This window comes from Streptomyces sp. NPDC091289, assembly GCF_044757365.1.
Classification (GTDB): domain Bacteria; phylum Actinomycetota; class Actinomycetes; order Streptomycetales; family Streptomycetaceae; genus Streptomyces.
This window is the reverse complement of record NZ_JBIVUT010000002.1, coordinates 447,860-467,375: the sequence shown is the minus strand read 5'-3', so window position 1 is coordinate 467,375 and position 19,516 is coordinate 447,860. Positions and strand designations below refer to the sequence as shown.

16 protein-coding genes are annotated in these 19,516 nt (G+C 72.3%); 3 read left to right on the top strand and 13 right to left on the bottom strand.

Features of this window, described 5'->3' with window-relative positions:
* Window positions 1-46 precede the first annotated feature (46 nt).
* Window positions 47-889 carry a response regulator transcription factor gene (locus ACIQPT_RS04105; RefSeq protein ID WP_401152516.1) on the top strand — a complete coding sequence of 281 codons (843 nt, stop codon included), beginning with the start codon at window positions 47-49 and terminating at the stop codon, window positions 887-889.
* Window positions 890-980: 91 nt separating this feature from the next.
* Here ACIQPT_RS04105 and ACIQPT_RS04100 read toward each other — a convergent pair whose 3' ends face one another.
* Window positions 981-2,129 (bottom strand): winged helix DNA-binding domain-containing protein, encoded by a 1,149-nt coding sequence (locus ACIQPT_RS04100; RefSeq protein ID WP_401152514.1) that lies wholly within the window; start codon window positions 2,127-2,129, stop codon window positions 981-983.
* A gap of 121 nt (window positions 2,130-2,250) precedes the next feature.
* Here ACIQPT_RS04100 and ACIQPT_RS04095 point away from each other — a divergent pair, with 121 nt between their 5' ends.
* Window positions 2,251-3,108, top strand: coding sequence for a DMT family transporter (locus tag ACIQPT_RS04095; RefSeq protein WP_401152512.1), 858 nt, complete (start codon window positions 2,251-2,253; stop codon window positions 3,106-3,108).
* A 14-nt stretch (window positions 3,109-3,122) separates the two neighbouring features.
* Here ACIQPT_RS04095 and ACIQPT_RS04090 read toward each other — a convergent pair whose 3' ends face one another.
* From ACIQPT_RS04090 to ACIQPT_RS04070, 5 genes are all read right to left on the bottom strand, one after another.
* Window positions 3,123-3,857 carry a hypothetical protein gene (locus ACIQPT_RS04090; protein ID WP_401152510.1) on the bottom strand — a complete coding sequence of 245 codons (735 nt, stop codon included), beginning with the start codon at window positions 3,855-3,857 and terminating at the stop codon, window positions 3,123-3,125.
* Entirely contained in the window at window positions 3,854-4,378 is a 525-nt protein-coding gene (locus ACIQPT_RS04085) for a SigE family RNA polymerase sigma factor (protein ID WP_401152507.1), read from the bottom strand. The genes ACIQPT_RS04090 and ACIQPT_RS04085 overlap by 4 nt, the downstream gene beginning before the upstream one ends.
* 115 nt (window positions 4,379-4,493) lie before the next feature.
* Window positions 4,494-5,648 (bottom strand): right-handed parallel beta-helix repeat-containing protein, encoded by a 1,155-nt coding sequence (locus ACIQPT_RS04080; RefSeq protein ID WP_401152505.1) that lies wholly within the window; start codon window positions 5,646-5,648, stop codon window positions 4,494-4,496.
* Window positions 5,649-5,730: 82 nt separating this feature from the next.
* Entirely contained in the window at window positions 5,731-6,735 is a 1,005-nt protein-coding gene (locus ACIQPT_RS04075; protein ID WP_401152503.1) for a glutathione S-transferase family protein, read from the bottom strand.
* Window positions 6,732-8,231 (bottom strand): MFS transporter, encoded by a 1,500-nt coding sequence (locus ACIQPT_RS04070; protein ID WP_401152500.1) that lies wholly within the window; start codon window positions 8,229-8,231, stop codon window positions 6,732-6,734. The genes ACIQPT_RS04075 and ACIQPT_RS04070 overlap by 4 nt, the downstream gene beginning before the upstream one ends.
* A 223-nt stretch (window positions 8,232-8,454) precedes the next feature.
* Between ACIQPT_RS04070 and ACIQPT_RS04065 the strand changes: the two genes are divergently transcribed.
* Entirely contained in the window at window positions 8,455-9,549 is a 1,095-nt protein-coding gene (locus ACIQPT_RS04065; RefSeq protein ID WP_401152498.1) for a glycoside hydrolase family 5 protein, read from the top strand.
* Between the two features lie 22 nt (window positions 9,550-9,571).
* Here the strand turns inward: ACIQPT_RS04065 and ACIQPT_RS04060 are convergent, their stop codons facing one another.
* From ACIQPT_RS04060 to ACIQPT_RS04030, 7 genes are all read right to left on the bottom strand, one after another.
* On the bottom strand, window positions 9,572-10,606 hold the full coding sequence (locus tag ACIQPT_RS04060; RefSeq protein ID WP_401152496.1) for an aldo/keto reductase: 1,035 nt from the start codon (window positions 10,604-10,606) through the stop codon (window positions 9,572-9,574).
* The gene (locus tag ACIQPT_RS04055) at window positions 10,603-14,481 is read right to left on the bottom strand and encodes an ABC transporter ATP-binding protein (protein ID WP_401152493.1); all 3,879 of its coding nucleotides are present in this window, start codon (window positions 14,479-14,481) and stop codon (window positions 10,603-10,605) included. The genes ACIQPT_RS04060 and ACIQPT_RS04055 overlap by 4 nt, the downstream gene beginning before the upstream one ends.
* Window positions 14,478-15,869: an LLM class flavin-dependent oxidoreductase gene (locus ACIQPT_RS04050; protein WP_401152492.1), complete on the bottom strand. Its 1,392-nt coding sequence runs from the start codon at window positions 15,867-15,869 to the stop codon at window positions 14,478-14,480. The genes ACIQPT_RS04055 and ACIQPT_RS04050 overlap by 4 nt, the downstream gene beginning before the upstream one ends.
* Window positions 15,870-15,957: 88 nt before the next feature.
* Window positions 15,958-16,707, bottom strand: coding sequence for an ABC transporter ATP-binding protein (locus ACIQPT_RS04045; protein WP_401152491.1), 750 nt, complete (start codon window positions 16,705-16,707; stop codon window positions 15,958-15,960).
* The gene (locus ACIQPT_RS04040; RefSeq protein WP_401152488.1) at window positions 16,683-17,573 is read right to left on the bottom strand and encodes an ABC transporter permease; all 891 of its coding nucleotides are present in this window, start codon (window positions 17,571-17,573) and stop codon (window positions 16,683-16,685) included. Before ACIQPT_RS04040 ends, ACIQPT_RS04045 begins: the two co-directional genes overlap by 25 nt.
* Window positions 17,570-18,652 (bottom strand): ABC transporter substrate-binding protein, encoded by a 1,083-nt coding sequence (locus ACIQPT_RS04035; protein ID WP_401152486.1) that lies wholly within the window; start codon window positions 18,650-18,652, stop codon window positions 17,570-17,572. The genes ACIQPT_RS04040 and ACIQPT_RS04035 overlap by 4 nt, the downstream gene beginning before the upstream one ends.
* Window positions 18,653-18,670: 18 nt before the next feature.
* The gene (locus ACIQPT_RS04030; RefSeq protein WP_401152484.1) at window positions 18,671-19,171 is read right to left on the bottom strand and encodes a flavin reductase family protein; all 501 of its coding nucleotides are present in this window, start codon (window positions 19,169-19,171) and stop codon (window positions 18,671-18,673) included.
* Window positions 19,172-19,516: the final 345 nt, after the last annotated feature.

Here is a 19,516-nt window from a genome sequence, read left to right as displayed (position 1 = left end):
TCCCCCGTCCGGGGGAGGCGCACGGGCCGGGTGGAAGGGCGTCGGAGTGCCGGAACCGGTCGATGCGGTCGAGATGCAGGCAGCACTGTTGAGGCTGCGCCGCACGAGCGGGCTGCCCGTGGTGTTCGGCGGCCTGCTGTCCGACGCCCGCCATGCCCGGATCGCCGAGCTGAACGGGGCGCAGACCAGCGCGCTGCGGGGCCTGGTCATCTCCGCCGGGAGCGGCCTGGGCGGCAAGGCCATCGCGCTGTCCCGGCCCTGTGCGGTGACGGACTACGCCTCCTCGCGCCACATCAGCCACGAATACGACGCGGCGGTGGCAGCGGAGGGACTGCGTTCGGTGGTCGCGGTCCCCGTCGTCGTACGGCGTGCGGTGCGGGGCGTGCTCTACGGGGCGCTGCGCACGCCGGTCACGCTCGGCGACCGGACGTTCGACGCGGTGGTGGCGGCGGCCCGTGATGTGGAGCAGTCGCTCGCGGTACGGGACGAGGTACGGCAGTTGCTGGCGGCGGGCCGGGAGCAGGTCTGCGATCCGGACACGGTGCCGGGCGCCTGGGAGGACGTGCGCGAGGCCCACCGCGAACTGCGCGCCCTGGTCCCGAGGATCGTCGATCCGGCGCTGCGCGACGAGCTCCTGGAGGTGTGCGGGCGGCTGGCCTCGGCGTCGGGGGCCAAGGTGCCCGCGGCCCGGGAGGTCCGTCTCGCGCCGCGCGAGGTGGACGTGGTGGCGTGTGTGGCGGCGGGCGCGACGAACGCGGCGGCGGCCGAGCGGCTGGGGCTGCGGCCCGAGACGGTGAAGGGGTATCTGCGGTCCGCGATGCGGAAGTTGGGGGCGCATACGAGGCTGGAGGCGGTGGTGGCGGCCCGCCGGGCGGGACTGCTGCCCTGATCCGCGCCCCGCAACCCCGCAGCCCAACAGCCCGTAGCCCGTAGCCCGTAGCCCGTAGCCCGTAGCCCGTAGCCCGTAGCCCGTAAGAGTCTTAGTCTCCGTAGTCCAGGAACGTGCCGAACCGGACGTCGTGGTCCGTCGCGTCCGTCATCACGGCCAACATCCGCGCCGCCTCCTCGGTGATCTCCCTGCGCTCGGCGCGGGCCAGGCTCCGGAGCGGCTGGACGGTCAGGATCGCCGCGCCGCCCTCGCGTTCGACGCGCCAGACCGCGTCGAAGAACCCGTCGATCAGCACGGACCCGTAGGCCTGGTTGCCCACCCCGTTGCGCCCCTTGTTCACCGCGGGGATGACGCGGGTGCGGTCGGCGTGGCCGAGGAGCAGGTTGTCGAACTCGGGTAGGAAGCGCGGCGGGGCCGGGGTGTCCGGGTCGGGGCGCGGGGCGTCGGGGAGGTCGAAGAGCTCGACGCCCCGCTCGTCCCGGAAGGTGAGCAGCCGGGGCCTGAGCCGTTCGAAGACCTCCTTCGTCCGGGTGAGGCCCGCCCAGGACTGGAAGTCCATCACCGAGGCGGGGCCGAACGCGCCCAGGTAGCGCAGCACGGTGGCGTCGGGCGCGGCCACGGGTCCGGCGGGCCGGCCGAGCCAGTGCTCCACGGTGGTCAGGGCGACCTGCCCGCTGCGGCCCCACAGTCCGCGCGGGGTGACCTGGACCAGGGGCAGCAGGCAGCGGGCGGCGACGGTGAGCGCGAGCGGGTCGGCGTCCGGCCAGTGCGTGAGGAGTTCCTCCCGCAGCTCCTTGACCGGGCGGGGGCGCTGCTCGACCAGGTCCTTGGCCAGGCCCGCGAGCCGGTCCAGGTCCACTCCCTCCAGGCCGCGCCGGAAGGTCTTCAGCTCCCGCTCGCGTGCCGCCTGCACCAGGGGGCGCAGGGTGAGCGCGTCGTCCGCCGTATGGGTGTGGAGGGTCGAGCGCAGGCTGACGATCCGGACCACCTCACGGGACTCCATCAGGGCGGACAGCTCTTCGGGGTCGAAGTCCGCGAGCCGGGCGTACAGCTGGAAGTACGGCGGCTTGGTGTTCTGCGCCTGGAGCCCGAGGAGGTGGGCGACCGCGTCCTTCGCGGACATCGGCGACCTGCGGAGCAGGAGCTGACGGTCCAGGGTCGCCCGGTTCAGCTCCCGGGTGGACAGGACGGCGGGGTGTGCGGCGGAGTGTGCGGCGGTGCGGTGCGTCTTCGCGGCCATGGTCCGCACGCTACCGGGGCTTGCGGACAGCTACGGTCCGCAAGACCTGCGGGGTATGTGCGTTACGCCCACCGGGCCTGTGCGCCGGGCGCCCCGGGCGGGGCGGCTCCATGATGAACCGGTGATCAGTGTCCTGTTCGCCGTCCTCACCGCCCTCAGCAACGGTTCCGCCTCGGTGCTCCAGCGCCGGGCGGCGATGCGGGTGCCCGACAGCGAGGCGATGCGGCTTTCGCTGATCGGCCATCTGCTGCGTCAGAAGGTGTGGCTCGCAGGTATCGGGCTGGTGATCGTGGCGGCCGTCTGTCAGGCGGTCGCCCTGGCCACCGGGCCGATCGCGGTGGTCCAGCCGATCTTCGTGATCGAGCTGCCCGCGACGCTGCTGATCGCCGGGTACGTGATGCGGGCCCGGGTGGACCGCACCGTCTGGTACGGGGTCGCCGCCGTCACGGTCGGGCTCGCGCTCGGCATGGCGTCGGCCGCGCCGGTCGAGGGCAGTGACACGGTCCGGGACGCGGCGTGGGTGCCCGCGCTGCTGCTGACCGGGCTGTTCGAGGCGGCGCTGATCGGCTCCGCGCTCCGGACGCGCGGCAATCCCCGGGCGGCCCTGCTCGGGCTGGCCGCCGCGTGCGGCTACGCGCTGACGGCCGCGCTGATGAAGGACGCGATGGCGAACCTCGACGACGGCGGGGTTCTCGCGCTGCTGGCGTCCTGGCAGTTGTACGCGACGGCGGCGGCCGGGGTGGGCGCCCTGTTCCTGCTCCAGAACGCTCTTCAGGCGGGCAGTCTGGTGGCCGTGCAGCCGATGCTGACCCTGGGGGACGCACTGATCAGCATCCTGTACGGGGTGACGCTGTTCGACGAGGAGCTGCGGACCGGCTGGTGGCTGCTGCCCGAGCTGGCGGCGCTGGCCCTGATCGCCGCGGGGTGCGTGCGCCTGGCCCGTACGCCGCTGGCCAGGGGCACGCTCGCACCTGGGTGAACCCGCCGTCCGGATCAGGTGGTGCGCGCGAAGTCGCCGTGGACCTCGTACGTCCCGCTCGCCGCCGTCGCCGTGGCCCGGTACACGTCGGCACCGGCGTCGCGGCCGCCGGAGGGGTGGTCGTACTGTCCGGCGAAGACGTGTGTCCCGGCCGGCACCGTCCGTCCCGGCCCGAGCGTCCAGCGGTAGACGAGCATGCCGTCGCGTTCGTGCACGGAGAGATCGAAGTCCGCCTCGGGGCGCGTCTCCCACCGCCCGGTGGTCCGCACCCCGTCCGTCCGGGCGACGAACAGTTCCACGGTGAGCGCGGTGAGCGGCTCCTCGGTCGTGAGCGTGACATTGCTCTGGGCCCAGTGAACGTTGTCGTCCGGAGCGACGGAACCGTCCGCCCACAGCGGACCGTCCGTGGTGCGGCTCTGCCCCGGCAGCGGCGGCCGGCCGGAACCGGTCGGTGGAGGCGTGGCGGCGGGGGTCTCCGGCAGCGTCCCGGTGGACACCCGCGGACCGGTCGCGTCCTCCCGTACGAGTGAGGTGACGGCGACGGTGCCGATCGCGCACACCGCCGTGGCGGCGACCGCCGCGAGGGCCACGCGCGGCCAGCCGGGACGGGTGCGGCGGGCCCGCGTGCTCCGGGGCTCCGCACCGGCCGCCGCGCGGTCCCGCGCCCGCTCGACCCGGGCCAGCATGCGCGCCCGGTCGGGCCGGTGTGACCGGGCGGCCTCTTCCAGTTCCCTGCGCAGGTCGCTCATCGTCGTCCACTTCCCACGGTTTCGAGGCCGGTACGGTCGCCCAGCAGCCGTTCGAGTTCCGCCATGCCCTTGGAGGTCTGGCTCTTCACCGTGCCGACGGAGATGCCGAGCGCCAGAGCGGTGTCCTTCTCCGACAGGTCGAGCGCGTGCCGCAGCACGACGCAGGCCCGCTTGCGGAAGGGCAGTCCGCGCAGCGCCTGCCGTACGTCCAGCACGGCCGCCACGTCCGGGCCGTCCGTCCGCTCCGCGCGCCGCGACCAGAACAGCGCTACGCGCCGGCGCTCGCGTACGGCACCGCGGATGCGGCTGCGCGCCAGGTTGGCGACGACTCCGCGGGCGTACGCCACCGGATGCTCGGCGGCGGACACCCGGTCCCAGCGGTCCCAGAGCGCGACGAACGCGTCGGCGGCCAGGTCGTCGGCCGCGTCCGCCTCGCCCGTCAGGAGGAAGGCCAGCCGGGACAGTTCGGCGTAATGGCGGTCGAAGAACTCGTGGAACTGCGCCGATGCGTCGTCGGCCATACCGGGAACCCCTTTGTCGTGCGCGCCGCTACGGCCCGAGCGCCGGATCCTATGTGCCGGTCCCGGGGCGGCCGTCCGCCGGCCCCGGGACCCGTCGTACGAGGGCGGGCGACGGCTACGGCATCTCAGCGCCGATGTCCGGGGTGCCGGTCGCCAGGAAGTCCGTCGCCGGAAGCGCACCGCCCGCGCGCCGTGGGCCGTACGCCGTGGCCGGATCGGTGCTGACCCTGCCCGCGACCGGTGCGCCGTCGGCGTCCCAGGAGTTGGCGGCCGACACCACGCGCCTGCCGAGCTTCGCCGCGCCGGTGGTGTTGTCGAGGGCGAGGTTGCGGGAGAGGCGCGAGGGCGAGGAGGCGAGGTAGAAGCCGGATGCGTCGTTGGCGTAGGCGGTGTTGCGGTGCAGCCGCAGGGCTCCCGGGTTGCTGTTGTCCGTGAAGCCGTGCTTCTCGTTGTCCCAGGCGGCGTTGCCGGTGATGACGTGGGCCGTGCTCGCGCCCCCGCCGCCGAGCTTGAAGCCGTTGCCGTTGCCTTCGAAGGCCGGGTCCTTCCAGCGGTTCACGCCGTTCCCGTACGCCCAGCTGCGCTCGATACGGACGGGGCTCGCCCACTGCCACAGGTCCACGCCGTCGTCGGCGTTGTTGTACAGCCGTGCGCCGATGATCCGGTTCCCGGTGCCCGAGCCGAACTTGATCGCGAGGCCGTCGGCGTTCTGGCCGTGGTTCTTCGCGTCGTAGTTGTCGTAGGAGTCGAGGTTCTCGACGAGGTTGTCCGTCGTTCCCTCGCCGCGCAGCGTGAACCCGGAGTCGCCGTTGCCGTGGGTGGTGAGGTTGCGGAAGATCCCGCCGACGGACGAGGTGACGACGACGCCGTGCGCGCGGGAGTTGCGGAACGTCAGGTCGGACAGTGTCCAGTGGTCGCCGTCTATCGCGACCAGCCAGTCGCCCCCGGGCAGCGCGGATCCGTCGACGACGGCCTTCTCCGCCCGGTACGCGGTGACGGTGATACGGCTCCGCGCGGTGCCGTCGGCCTGGCTCTTGAGGCTCTTGCCCGGGCGGTAGGTGCCGCCGCGCAGCTGGATGGTGGTGCCGGGGCCGGCCTGCGCGAACGCCTTCTCCAGCTCCGGCGTGGTGGAGACGACGACCGTCGTGGCGGCGTTCGCGTCGTCCGGCGTGGTGGTCAGCCAGACGCCGGCGAGGCCTGCGGTCACGGCGACGGCCACGGCGGCCTGGAGCGTACGCGTCCTGCGGTGTCGTCCTCTGCTGGTGCTCACGTGAGGGGGGTCCTTCGTTCGGTCGGCGGTCGGGAGTCGTCCGGTCCGGTGCGGCCGGACGACTCCTTGTCGCCGCCGGGGCTCAGAAGGTTGCCGCCGGAGGCGTGCCGTCTCCGAAGGGCCGGCCGCCGAGCTGCTCGCGGTGGTGCGGGGTGGTCCAGCCGGAGAGGTCGGGGCCGACGGGGACGATGCCGGTGGGGTTGATGCCGGTGTGCACCTGGTAGTAGTGCCGCTTGATGTGGTCGAAGTCGACCGTGTCGCCGAATCCGGGCGTCTGGTAGAGGTCGCGGACGTACGCCCACAGGACGGGGTCCTCGGTCAGCTTGTTCCGGTTGCACTTGAAGTGGCCGTGGTAGACGGCGTCGAAGCGGACCAGGGTGGTGAAGAGGCGGATGTCGGCCTCGGTGATGGTGTCGCCGACCAGATAGCGGCGGTCGGTGAGGCGGGCGGAGACCTGGTCGAGGCGGGTGAAGAGGGCTTCGTACGCCTCTTCGTACTCCTCCTGGGAGCTGGCGAACCCGGCACGGTAGACGCCGTTGTTGACGTCCCGGTAGATGCCTTCCATGACCTCGTCGATCTCCGCGCGCAGCGGTTCGGGGTAGAGGTCGAGGGCGCCGGGCCGGTGCAGGGCGGTCCACTCCGTGGCGAGGTCGAGGGTGAGCTGCTGGTAGTCGTTGGTGACCAGCTTCCCGCTCGGTACGTCCACGATCGCGGGCACGCTGACGCCGCCGGGATAGCCGTTCTCCCGGGCGTCGTAGGCCTCGCTCAGATGGCGGATGCCGAGGACCGGGTCCGTGCCGTCCGGGTCAAGGGTGAAGCGCCAGCTGCGGTCGTCCTGGATCGGGTCGGCGACGGCGAGCGAGAGCGCGTCCTCCAGGCCGAGGAGCCGCCGGGAGACCAGGGCGCGGCTCGCCCAGGGGCAGGCGCGGCTGACGACGAGGCGGTAGCGGCCCGGCTCGACGGGCCAGCCGTCGCGGCCGTCCGCGGTGATCCGGTCGGCGAAGTGGCTCCGGGAACGCTTGAACGGCTTGTGGCCGTAGGAATCGTTGCCCTCGGTCCCCGTGCTGTCCGCTGTCGTGTCGCTCATGCCGTGCTCCTCGATGCGTCGGTGGATCGGTCCGCTGTACGTCGTCTGCCCCGTCGGTCGGCTGCGACCTCGGCCAGCGCCACGATCAGCGCGGCCAGCACGAAGGCGACGGACACGATGAGCCCGTGGTCGTAGGCGTCGGCCCAGCCGTCCGGGCCGACCTGGGCGAAGAACACCGCGCCGACGGCGGCGATCCCGATGGCGGAGCCCACGCGCTGGCCGGTCTGGAGGGTGCCCCCGGCGCTTCCGGCCCGGTGCACCGGGACCTCCGCGAGGGTCAGCGTCTGGTTCGGGGCGATGACCAGTCCGCTGCCGAGACCGGCGAGAAGCAGCGGGGCGGCCATGGCCCAGCCCGCTCCGTCGCCGGGGACCAGGTGGACGGCGAGGGCGGTGCCCGCGAGGCCGAGGGCGACCATGGCCAGGCCCGTCACCACCAGGGGGCGGCCGAAGCGGCCGACGAGCCGGCCGCCGATGGCCGCGGCGACGCCGGAGCCGAGGGCGAAGGGGGTGATGGCCAGTCCGGCCTGGAGGGCGGAGTAGCCCAGACCGGACTGGAGGTAGAGGGTCGTGACGAAGAAGATCGAGGTGAACCCGGCGAAGTAGAGCAGGATCAGCAGACAGCCCAGCCAGTAGGAGCGGAGCCGGAACAGCGACAGGTCCAGGACCGGGTGGGTGCGCCCGCCCGTGCACCGCGACTCCCAGGCCACGAACGCGGCGAGGAGCACCCCGGCCAGGACGAGCAACAGCCACTTGGTGTCGCCGGGCCACTGCTGGGCCTGGACGAACGGCAGCAGCAGGGCCAGCACCCCGGCCCCGAGGAGGGCGACGCCCACCGGGTCCAGGTCGCGCGGCCTCACCCGGCCGGCGGACGGGGTGTCGGGGAGCAGCCGGTGGGCGAGCAGGAGGCAGACGGCGCCGAGCGGGAGGTTGACGTAGAAGACCCAGCGCCAGCCGTGCTCGGGTCCGGCGGCCTGGATGAGCAGACCGCCGAGCAGCGGGCCGACGGCCGTGGAGATGCCGACGACGGTGCCGAACATGCCGAAGGCCCGGCCGCGCTCCCGCCCGGAGAACATCTGCTGGATCAGGGCGGAGATCTGTGGGGAGATCAGGCCGCCCGCGATGCCCTGCACCAGTCGGGCGATCACCAGCCACATGCTGGACTGGGCGGCTCCGCAGGCGGCGGAGGCCAGGGTGAAGAGGGCGAGTCCCACCATGAAGACGGCCCGGCGGCCCCGCGCGTCGCCGAGGCGTCCGGCGGGGATGAGGAAGAGGCCGAAGGCGAGGGCGTAACCGGAGAGCACCCACTGGAGGTCGGACTCGGGGGTGTTCAGGCCCTCCCGGATGGAGGGGAGGGCGACATTGACGATGGAGACGTCCAGCAGGGTCATGAAGCCCGCCACCAGACAGACCGCGAGGGCCTGCCAACGCCGGGGGTCGGGGCCGTCCGGGGCGGCGTCGCCCCCGGTCGGGCCGGGGTTCGCCGCGCTCCGTGCCATGGTGGGCACCTTAGGTCGCGCCGGGTGTTTCCTCATCCGGGACACGTCCGCACCGGTGGCCCGGATTCCCAGGACGGGTCGGGGATGGCCCAACGGGCCCTGCCGCCACCCGCGTTAATAGACAGGAAAGTTTCCCAACACTGTTGACGGCAATTGGAAGGAACCTTTACTTTCAGTCCTGCCGACATGGCGCCTCCCACCCCCCTCTGAAGGGAGCACCACCATGCACCAGCGCACCAATCCCCCCACCGGTTCCGCCCCCACGACCGGCCGTCGCGGAATGGCCCGCAAGGCCCTGCTCGCCGCGTCCGCGCTCGGTGTCGTCACCGCGCTCATGGCCCCGGTCCGGGCGGGAGCCGCACCGGCCCCCGCCGCTCCCACCGGCGCCTCCCCCACCGCCGCCACCCCGCTCGCCGCCAACGGACAGCTCTCCGTCTGCGGCCTTCAGCTCTGCAACGACTCGGGCCAGGCGGTCGCCCTCAACGGGATGAGCACGCACGGCACCCAGTGGTACGCCCAGTGCGTCACCGACGGCTCGCTCGACGCCCTGGCCCAGGACTGGCGCGCCGACGTGCTGCGCGTCTCCACCTACGTACAGGAGGGCGGGTACGAGACCGACCCCGCCGGATTCACCGCCCGTGCACAGAAGTTCGTCGACGCGGCGCACGCGCGCGGCATGTACGCGGTGATCGACTGGCACATGCTCTCCCCGGGCGACCCGAACGCGAACCTGGCGAACGCCAAGACCTTCTTCACCGCGATGGCGAAGAAGTACAAGAACCACCCGGGCGTGCTCTACGAGATCGCCAACGAGCCCTCGGGGGTGAGCTGGTCGGGCATCAAGTCGTACTCCGAGCAGATCATCCCGGTGATCCGGGCCGAGGACCCGGACGCGGTGGTCCTGGTCGGGACGCGCGCCTGGTCCTCGTTCGGGGTGTCCGAGGGCTCCGACGAGTCGGAGGTCGTGAACAACCCCGTCAACGCCTCGAACATCATGTACACCTTCCACTTCTACGCGGCCTCGCACCGCGAGGAGTATCTGAGCGCGCTCGACCGGGCCTCCGACCAACTGCCCGTGTTCGTCACCGAGTTCGGCACGCAGAACTACGCGGGCGAGGGCGCGAACGACTTCACGATGTCGCAGCGCTACCTCGACCTGATGAAGCGCAAGAAGATCTCCTGGACCAACTGGAACTACTCCGACGACCACCGTTCCGGAGCCGTCTTCAAGACCGGCACCTGCGGCGGGAGCGACTGGACGGGGACCGGGGTCCTCAAGGAGGCCGGGGTCTGGATCCGCGACCGCATCCGCGAGTGACCCCGGCCCGCTCCCCGCGCCGTCAGACCGAACGGCGGCGCAGGGACGCGTCGGTGAGGACCGCCGGGGTGTAACCGGCGTCGCGCGCCGACAGGTTGACGCCGGGCGGGACGATCTCATCGATCCGGTCGAGGACGTCCCGGCTCAGCTTCACCTTGTCGGCGCCGAGCTGGCTCTCCAGCTGCTCGAAGGTGCGCGGACCGATGATCGCCGAGGTGATCCCCGGGTGCTCCAGCACGAAGGCCAGAGCGAGTTGGACCAGGGTCAGACCGGCCTCATCCGCGAGGCCGGCGAGCGCGTCGGCCGCCGCCAGTTTGGCCGCGTTCTCGGGCGCGGCGATGTCGAACCGGGCGGCCTGGCGCTCGGCACGGCTGGAGACCGGCTGCTCGGCGCCCTTGCGGTAGCGGCCGGTCAGCCAGCCGCCCGCCAGCGGGCTCCAGGACAGCACGCCGAGCCCGTACCGCTGCGCCACCGGCAGCACCTCGCGCTCGATGCCCCGGGCCAGCAGCGAGTACGGGGGCTGCTCGGCGACGACGCGCTCGCGGCCCCGGCGCTCGGCGGTCCACTGGCCCTCGACGATCGCGGAGGGCTCGAAGGTGGAGGTGCCGATGTAGCGGATCTTGCCCTGGTGGACCAGGTCGGAGAGCGCGCCGAGCGTCTCGTCGAAGTCGGTGTCGGGCTCGGGGCGGTGGACCTGGTAGAGGTCGATCCAGTCGGTTCCGAGCCGGCGCAGGCTGTTCTCGACCTCGCGGATGATCCAACGGCGGCTGTTGCCGAACTCGTTGGGGTCGTCGCCGAGGCGGCCGTGGAACTTGGTGGCCAGCACCACGTTGTCGCGGCGGCCGCCCGCGAGGGCCTTGCCGACGATGGTCTCCGACTCGCCCTGCGAGTAGACGTCGGCGGTGTCGACGAAGTTGATGCCGGAGTCCAGGGCGTGGTGGATGATCCGGACGCTGTCGTCGTGATCGGTGTTGCCGCGCGCGCCGAACATCATGGTGCCCAGCGCGAGCGGGCTGACCTGGACGCCGGTGCGGCCGAGGTTGCGGTATTCGGTCATCTGGCACTCTCCTTGACGAGCTGACTGGTGGTGGTGTCGGGGTGGTCCTTCTCCGGCACGGCCGGCACGCCGGTCTGCCGGAAGGCCTCCCACAGGCGGTGGTACGGGCCCCGCGCCGCGAGGAGTTCGGTGTGCGTGCCGCTCTCGACGACGGCTCCGGCGTCGAGGACGATCACGCGGTCGGCGCGGGCGGCGGTGGTCAGCCGGTGGGCGACGACCACGGTCGTACGGCGACGGCACAGGGCGTCCGTCGCGGCGGCGACCCGGCGTTCGGTGGCCAGGTCGAGCGAGGCCGTGGCCTCGTCGAGCAACAGGACGTCGGGGTCGACGAGTTCGGCCCGGGCCAGGGCGAGGAGCTGACGCTGTCCGGCGGACAGGTTCCGGCCGCGCTCCCCCACCTGCTGGAGGTAGCCGAGCCGGAGTCCGGCGATCATCTCGTGCGCGCCCACGGCCCGGGCGGCGGCCTCCACCTCGGCGTCGGTGGCGTCGGGCCGCCCGTAGGCGATGGCGTCCCGCACGGTCCCGCTGAAGAGATACGGCTCCTGCGGTACGAGCCCGAGTCTGCGCCGGAAGGCGGGCAGGTCGAGGTCGCGCAGATCGTGGCCGTCGACCCGGACGGTTCCGGCGGTCGGGTCGTAGAAGCGGGCGAGCAGTTTGACGACGGTGGACTTGCCCGCGCCGGTGGCCCCGACCAGGGCGACGGTCTCGCCGGGCGCGATGCGCAGCCGCAGCCCGTGCAGGACTTCCTGGCCGCCGCCGCCCGCGTAACCGAACGACACCTCGTCGAACTCCACCTCGCCGCGCAACCGGCCTACGGCGAGCGGTTGTTCGGGCTGCGGGGTGCCGGCCGGGGTGCGCATCAGGGAGCGGAGGCGGCCGAGGCCGATGACCGCCTGCTGGTAGCCGTCGAAGACCTGGGAGAGCTGCTGGATGGGCGAGAAGAACAGCTCCACGTAGAGGAGGAAGGCGATCAGAGTGCCCGCGCTCAGCTCGCCGGAGCGCACCTGGCCCGCGCCGACGACCAGGACGGCGGCGGTGGACAGGGTGCCGAGGAACTCCACGAACGGGAAGAACGTGCCCATGTACCGCTGGGCGCGCAGCCGTGAGTCCCGGAAACCCCAGGCCAGTTCGGCGAAGTCGCGGGCGTTGTGCTCCTCGCGGCGGAACGCCTGGGTGACGCGGATGGCGGTGACGTTCTCCTGGAGGCAGGCGTTGACCGCGCTGACGCGCTCGCGGGCCTCGCGGTAGGCGGGGACCGAATAGTGCCGGAAGAGGGCGGTGGCGCCGATCAGGACCGGGAGGGCCAGGAGCAGGACGACGGCGAGGCCCGCGTCGATGACCAGCAGGGCGACCAGCACGCCGATGACGGTGAGGAGGCTGACGACGGCGGTGATCAGACCGGTCTGCAGGAAGTTCGACAGGGCGTCCACGTCGGTGGTCATCCGGGTCATGATCCGGCCGCCGAGCTCCCGCTCGTAGTAGTCCAGGCCGAGCCGCTGGAGCTGGGCGAAGGTCTTCACCCGCAGGGTGTAGAGCAGTCGCTCGCCGGTGCGTCCGGTGGTGCGGACCTGGGCCACGCCGATCAGCCAGTTCGCCGCGACGACCAGGCCCGCGACGGCGGCGGCCGCCAGGAGCACTCCTCCGGCCTGCCGGGCGACGCCGTGGTCCACCCCGTGGCGGACGAGGACCGGTACGGCGATCTGGGCCGCCGCGTCGAGGGCGACCAGCAGCAGCCCGAGGATCAGCGGGAGCCGGAAGGGCCGTAGCAGAGTGCCGAGGTGGAACTCCGGGTCGGCGGCGACCGCCTGTGCGGTGGTGACCTTCGGGTCGGCCTCGGGCAGCGGGAGGCGGGCGAGTCCGGCGATCAGCTCGGGGCTCGGCGGGGCCGAGCCGAGAACCCCGCCGCCGGGACCGCCGCGTCCGGGCCCCGAGGTGGCGGCGGCCTCGGCCAGCGCCTGGGCGGCCCGGACGGCGGTGCCCTCCTCGGTGTCGACGCCCGCCGCCTCGTCCCGGAGCCACAGGTCCGCGGTCACCCCGCCGGCCGGCGCCTGGGCCACCGGTTCGGAGGCCGTGGGCTCGGCGGTGGACAGCAGCGTACGGAACAGGGCCGAGCGGGAACGGAGTTCGTCCAGCGTGCCGGTGTCGGTGACGCGGCCGCCGTCCAGCACGGCGATCCGGTCGGCGAGCTCCAGGGTGGAGCGGCGGTGCGCCACGATCAGGGTCGTGCGGCGGCGGGTCTCGGCGTGCAGCCCGGCGTGGATCTCGGCCTCGACGCGGGCGTCTATGGCGGAGGTCGCGTCGTCCAGGACCAGGATCGCCGGGTCGCCGACCAGGGCGCGGGCGAGCGCGATGCGCTGGCGCTGGCCGCCGGAGAGGGTGAGGCCCTGTTCGCCGACGACGGTGTCGTAGCCCTTGGGGAGCCGTTCGACGAACGTGTCGGCGCGGGCGATCCGGGCGGCGGCGCGGATCTGCTCGTCCGTGGCGTCCGGTGATCCGTAGGCGATGTTGGCGCGCACGGTGTCGGAGACCAGCAGGCTCTCCTCGAAGACGTAGCCGATCCGGGAGCGCAGCGAGGCGAGTGACAGTTCGCGCACGTCGGTGCCGTCGACGGTGACCGTGCCGGAAGGCACGTCGTAGAACCGGGGCAGCAGCGCGGCGGCAGTCGACTTGCCGGATCCGGCCGCGCCGATCAGGGCCACCGTCTCGCCGGGGCGGACGTCGAGCGTGAAGCCGTCCAGGAGCGGCGGGCCGTCCCCGTAGCGGAAGGTGACGTCCTGCCAGGAGAGCGCGGGCGGCCGGTCGGGCAGTTCGCGGGCGTCCGGGGCGTCGGTGATGACGGGGGCCTCGTCGATGACCTCCAGGACGCGTTCGGCTCCGGCGCGGGCCTGCTGCCAGACGGTGAGCAGGGTGGCGACCTGGCGTACGGGGGTGACGAAGGAGCCGAGGTAGGTGGTGAAGGCGAGGAAGGTGCCGAGTGAGATCCGGCCGTGCAGGGCCATCCAGCCGCCGAGGGCGAGGACGGCGACCTGGCCGAGGGCGGGGACGGCCTGGAGCGCCGGGTTGTAGCGGCCGGTGAAGCGGACGACCCGCAGCCGGGAGGCGAACAGGCCCCGGGCGCGTTCCTCCAGACCGGCCAGTTCGCGGTCCTCCTGGCCGAAGCCCTTGACGACGCGGACGCCGGTGACGGTCGCCTCGACGGTGGAGGCGACCTCGGCGGCCTCCTGCTGGGCGTGCCAGTTGGCGGGGAAGAGGTCGCGGCGGCTGCGCAGGGCGATCAGATAGAGCAGCGGGCCGACGACGAGGGCGACGACGGTCAGCAGCGGGGAGAGGAACGCCATGAACACCAGCGAGCACAGGAACATCAGGGCGTTGCCGGTGAGGTTCGGCAGGAACTGCAGCAGCGTCTGGACGAGGGTGATGTCGGAGATGGACCGGCTCACCACCTGTCCGGTGCGCAGCCCGTCCTGCTGGGCGCCGCCGAGCCGCAGCAGGGCGGCGAAGGCGTCGTTGCGCAGGTCGTACTGGACGCCGAGGGAGAGCCGTCCGGAGCGGTAGCGGCGGGTGAAGCTCGCGCCGAAGCGGACGGCTCCGAGTGCGGCGAGCAGGGCGATCCAGGGGACGAGGGAGCCGGTGTCCACGGCGAGGCCGTCCACGACGTGGCGCAGGACGAGGGGCAGGGTGGCGGTGGCCAGGGCGGCGACGAGCGCGGCGCCGAAGGCCAGGAGGAGGTCGGTGCGGTGGCGCAGGCAGTAGGCGAACAGCCGCCGCGCCCAGCCGTGTTCGGGGTCGTGCTGTCGGGGGTCGGGCCGCCGGGCGGCGCCGGTCCCCGGCTGCTGCCGGGTCCCGGCGCCGTCGCGCGCCGTACAGTCCGTCACCGGGCCCCTGCCGTGGCCGGGGCGGCGGTGACGTGGCCCGCGCTCGTGTCGACGGCGTCGAAGAGCTGGTTGGCCGGGCGCGGCAGACCGTAGTGCTCGCGCAGGGTGGCGCCGGTGTACTCGGTGCGGAACAGGCCGCGTTCCTGGAGGATCGGGACGACCCGGTCGACGAAGACCTCCAGGCCGGAGGGGAGCACGGCGGGCATGATGTTGAAGCCGTCGGCGGCCCCGCTGTCGTACCAGTGCTCGATGGTGTCGGCGACCTGTACGGCCGTGCCGGCGAAGGTGCGGTGGCCGCGTCCGCCGCCGAGCCTGCCGATGAGCTGCCGTACGGTCAGGTGCTCGCGGCGGGCCAGCTCCACGATGAGGGTGTAGCGGCTCTTGGCGCCCTCGATCTCGTCCTCGGTGGGGATGTCCTCGGGGAGTTCGGCGTCGAGGTCGAGGTCGTCCGGGGCGATCTTCAGCCGCAGGGCGAGCTGCCGCTTGGCGTACTCGGGGACGATGAGGCGGTCCAGCTCGGCGTCCAGCTCGTGGGCCTCGGCCTCGGTGTCGCCGATGACGGGGACGACGCCGGGCAGGATCTTGATGGTGTCGGGGTCCCGGCCGAGCGCCACGGCCCGCGCCTTGACGTCCTTGTAGAAGGCGACGCCCTCCTCCAGGGTCTGCTGAGCGGTGAACACCGCCTCGGCGTAGCGGGCGGCGAAGTCCTTGCCGTCCTCGCTGGATCCGGCCTGCACGAGCAGCGGGTAACCCTGCGGCGAGCGCTGGACGTTGAGGGGTCCGTCGACGCGGAAGAACTCGCCGCGGTGGTCGATGGCCTTGACCCGTTCGGCGAGCGCGTGGACGCCCTTCTCCTTGTCGGCGACGACGGCGTCATCGGCCCAGCTGTCCCACAGCTTGGTGGAGACCTCGACGAACTCGGCGGCGCGGCGGTAGCGCTCGTGGTGCAGCGGGGTGTCGTCCAGGCCGAAGTTGCGGGCGGCGTCCGCCCCGGCGGTGGTGACGATGTTCCAGCCGGCCCGGCCGCCGGAGACATGGTCCAGCGAGGCGAACCTGCGGGCCAGGTTGTAGGGCTCGTTGTAGCTGGTGGAGGCGGTGGCGATGAGCCCGATGTGCTCGGTGGCCCCGGCGAGGGCGGTGAGCAGGACGGTGGGCTCCAGCTTGGCGGCGGGGCGGCGGCCGGGGTCGCCCATGAGGACCGGGCTGTCGGCGAGGAAGAGGGAGTCCAGCCGGCCGCGTTCGGCGATCCGGGCGAGGTTCTGGTAGTGCGCGATGTCGGAGTTCGCCTCGGCGGGGCTCTCGGGGAGCCGCCAGGACGCCTCGTGGTGTCCGGTGGACATGAGGAAGGCGTTGAGATGGAGCTGCTTGCGGGGTGCGGCGGAAGGCATGGGTGTCTCCAGGCAGGGTGCGGGAGTGATTCCCGTACGGGTGAAGGGTGTTGGCGTCCGGTCGCCGGGCCGCGGGCGCGGGTACGGGTCAGGCGGCCGCGGCCGGCTGCTCGACGCCCAGCGCGGCGAGGAGGGTGTCGCGGTACTCCTGGAAGCGGGCGTCGCGGCGGGAGCGCGGGGTGGGCAGGTCGATGGCGAGGTCGACGGAGATCCGGCCCTCCTCCAGGACCAGGACCCGGTCGGCGAGCTCCACGGCCTCGTCCACGTCATGGGTGACCAGGAGCACCGCGGGGCGGTGGCGCTCGTACAGTTCGCGCAGCAGCCCGTGCATCTTGATCCGGGTCAGTGCGTCGAGCGCCCCGAACGGCTCGTCGGCCAGCAGGAGTTCGGGTTCGCGGACCAGGGCGCGGGCGAGTGCGGCGCGCTGCTGTTCGCCGCCGGACAGTTCGTGCGGCCAGGAGCGGTCGCGGCCCGCCAGGCCCACCTCCTCCAGGGCGGTCAGGCCGCGTATCCGGGCTCCGGGACCGCGCAGCCCGAGGGTCACGTTGTCCAGGACGCGGAGCCAGGGCAGCAGCCGGGAGTCCTGGAAGGAGAGCGACACCCGTTCCGGGACGGTGAGTTCACCGGAGCCCTCGACCGTGTGGTCCAGCCGGGCGACGGCCCGCAGCAGGGTCGACTTGCCCGAGCCGCTGCGGCCGAGCAGGGCGGTGAACTCCCCCGGTGCGATGGTGAGGTCGATCTCCTTCAGGATGATCCGGTCGCCGAACTTCCGTACCAGCCGGGACGTGCGGACGGCGGGCGGGGTCTTCGTGATCAGCCCGCCAGGGTGCGTCGCCATGACAGGGCCCTCCTCTCGATGGCGCGTACGGCCGCGTCCGAGGCGAAGCCGAAGATCCCGTAGGCCACCAGGCCCACGATGATCACGTCGGACTGGGCGTACAGCTGGGCCTGGAACATCATGTAGCCGATGCCGCTGGTGGCGTTGATCTGCTCGACGACGATCAGTCCGAGCCAGGACGAGGTGACGCCCAGGCGCAGTCCGACGAAGAAGCCGGGCAGCGAGCCGGGGACGACGACCTTGCGGACGAACTGGGCGCGGCTCAGGTCGAGTCCCTCGGCGAGCTCCACGTACCGGCTGTCGATGGAGGTCAGGAACGCGAAGGTGTTGATGTACATGCTGACCGCGACGCCGAGGGCGATGACGGTCACCTTCATCTCCTCGCCGATGCCGAGCCAGAGGATCAGCAGGGGCAGCATGGCGAGCGAGGGGATGGCCCGCTTGATCTGGAGCGGCCCGTCGATCAGGTACTCGCCGCTGCGGCTCAGTCCGGCCGCGACCGCGAGCACCACTCCACTGGTGACGCCGAAGAAGAGGCCGAGCCCGGCGCGCTGGAGGGAGATGAGGACGTTGTCCTGGAGGCGGCCGGTGGCGACCAGGTCGGAGGCGGTGGAGATCACGCTGCCGGGCCCGGACAGGATGCGCGGGTCCAGGTAGCCGGAGGCGGAGGCGGCCCACCACAGGGCGATGAGCAGGACGGGGCCGATGAGCCGGCCGAAGGGGAGGGTCCGGCCGGGGCCGAGCCGGCGGCGGGTGCCACGGGCGACGGTCGGGCCGGGCTTCCCGGGCGGGTCCGCCGGGGGTGCCGCGCCCTTGGTGAGGACGGCGGGGCGGCCGGTGCGGGTGGTGGGGAGCAGGTCGGTCATGAGGTCTCCCGGTACTCGGCGGGAACGGACTCGGCCGCCAGGCGCTCGAAGCGGCGGTCGAACAGGTCGGCGACGTCCTGCTTCGGTACGAAGCCGCCCTCGGCCATCAGGTCGGCGGTCTCCTGCTCCCATTCGATGGCCTTGTCCCAGCTGAGCGGGAACTGCGGCTTGTTCAGGGAGGCGACGATGCGCTTGCCGTCGGCCACGGAGACGCCCTGGTCCTTCACGTAGTACGTGTCGATCCACTCGTCCTGGTGCTCCCAGGCCCAGACGAGCCCCTTGGCCCACAGCGGGACGAAGTTGCGGACGGCGGCGGCCTTCGCCGGGTCGTTGAGCACCGCGACCGGGGCCCACAGGACGGTGAGCAGGTCCACCACCTCGGTCTTGAGACCGGTGGCGCCGTCCTTTTCGTACTGGTCGAGATACTTGGTGAGGGTCGGCTCGCCGAGCGGCGCCACGTCGACCTGCTTGGACTGCAGGGCGGTGAGGAACTGGGTGCTGGGCAGGGCGACGAGTTCGACGTCACTGTTCTTGAGTCCGGCCGCCTTCAGGGCGCGCAGGACGACGACGCCCTGGGCCTGGCCCTGGGAGAAGCCGATCTTCTTGCCGCGGAAGTCCTCCACCGAAGCGATGTCCGAGCCGGGTGCGGTGGCGAAGGTGTAGAGGGGCAGCGGGCGTACCTGGACGGCGACGATCTTTGTGTCGACGCCGATGGCCTTGGCCTGGATCGGCGGAATTCCGGCATTGGAGGCGAGGTCGATGGATTCGGCCCGGAATCCCTGGATGATATCCGGTCCCGCGCTCAGATTCGGCCATTCGGAAACGGTGAAGGCGAGGTCCTTCTCGAGACCGGCGGGTTCGAGCTGGAGCCGGGTCTGGCGGACCGCGACGGTCAGTTTCGTGCCCGGCGGCGGGGCTCCCGAGGGAAGTTTTCCCGTGGGTTCGGAACTGGCCACGGTCTTGGCCTGCGGAGAGCAGGCGGCGAGGGCGAGAACCGTTCCGGTGGCGAGAGCGAGAAAGGAGCGGCGGCCCACGGTTCGGGTGGTCGTGGAAAGGTCGTCGGTGCGGTGACGAGGCATGGGGTGCGTTCCTGTGTTTCAGAGGGAGTGGTAGGTGCCGTCGTGGAACAGCAGCGGGCTGCGGCCCTCGTCGAGCCAGGAGTCGGTGACCCGGGCGATGACGATCCGGTGGTCGCCGGCGGGCACGATCTGTTCGGTCTCCAGGCGCAGCCAGCCGGCCACGCCGTCGAGCACGGGCTCGCCCTCCGGGAGCCGCCGCCAGGCGGTGGGGGCGGCGAACCGGTCGATGCCGCTGGTGGCGAAGGTGCGGGCGAGGGATTCCTGGTCGGCTCCGAGGAAGTTGACGACGGTGGAGGACGCCACCTCGACATGGGGCCAGGAGGAGGTGGTGGTGCCGATGCCGAACGAGACCAGCGGCGGGTTCAGGGAGAGCGAGGTGAGCGAGGTGGCGGTGAATCCGACGGGCCCGCGGCCGGAGTCGGCGGTGACGACGACCACGCCCGCCGGATAGCGGCGGAACACCTGCTTGAAACGGTCGGGGGCGTAGGCGGGGGCATAGGAGGGCACGGTGACGGTCAAGGTCTCTCCCGGAGGGGAAGGAGGGGAAAGCGGGAAATGGGCGCACGGGGGCACGGGGGCACGGGGGCACGGGCGGACAGCACGGATCACACGCCGGGAAAGGCAATATCCCGCGAGGACCGGTCCGTGACGAAATCCGCTCGGAAGTCGGCTGGGTTTATCGGGAACCCGGACAGCGGCGACGACGACAGAGCGCGGAGAGCCGGGAGAAAACCCTCACCGGCGCAGCCGTGCGACAGCGGCGAGCCGTGCGGGGCACGCTCTGCTGAATACGCTGTCGGCTGGTCATGAATCCATTGTCCTGTGGGTCTGTCGGGCCGGTCAACAATGCAACGTTCTGAATTA

Bases quoted from the DNA above. Each gene is read 5' to 3' on its own strand.
- ACIQPT_RS04085 (WP_401152507.1), bottom strand. From the start codon at position 4,378: ATGGCCGACGACGCATCGGCGCAGTTCCACGAGTTCTTCGACCGCCAT.
- ACIQPT_RS04070 (WP_401152500.1), bottom strand. From the start codon at position 8,231: ATGGCACGGAGCGCGGCGAACCCCGGCCCGACCGGGGGCGACGCCGCC.
- ACIQPT_RS04045 (WP_401152491.1), bottom strand. From the start codon at position 16,707: ATGGCGACGCACCCTGGCGGGCTGATCACGAAGACCCCGCCCGCCGTC.
- ACIQPT_RS04100 (WP_401152514.1), bottom strand. From the start codon at position 2,129: ATGGCCGCGAAGACGCACCGCACCGCCGCACACTCCGCCGCACACCCC.
- ACIQPT_RS04075 (WP_401152503.1), bottom strand. From the start codon at position 6,735: ATGAGCGACACGACAGCGGACAGCACGGGGACCGAGGGCAACGATTCC.
- ACIQPT_RS04040 (WP_401152488.1), bottom strand. From the start codon at position 17,573: ATGACCGACCTGCTCCCCACCACCCGCACCGGCCGCCCCGCCGTCCTC.
- ACIQPT_RS04065 (WP_401152498.1), top strand. From the start codon at position 8,455: ATGCACCAGCGCACCAATCCCCCCACCGGTTCCGCCCCCACGACCGGC.
- ACIQPT_RS04050 (WP_401152492.1), bottom strand. From the start codon at position 15,869: ATGCCTTCCGCCGCACCCCGCAAGCAGCTCCATCTCAACGCCTTCCTC.
- ACIQPT_RS04060 (WP_401152496.1), bottom strand. From the start codon at position 10,606: ATGACCGAATACCGCAACCTCGGCCGCACCGGCGTCCAGGTCAGCCCG.
- ACIQPT_RS04035 (WP_401152486.1), bottom strand. From the start codon at position 18,652: ATGCCTCGTCACCGCACCGACGACCTTTCCACGACCACCCGAACCGTG.
- ACIQPT_RS04090 (WP_401152510.1), bottom strand. From the start codon at position 3,857: ATGAGCGACCTGCGCAGGGAACTGGAAGAGGCCGCCCGGTCACACCGG.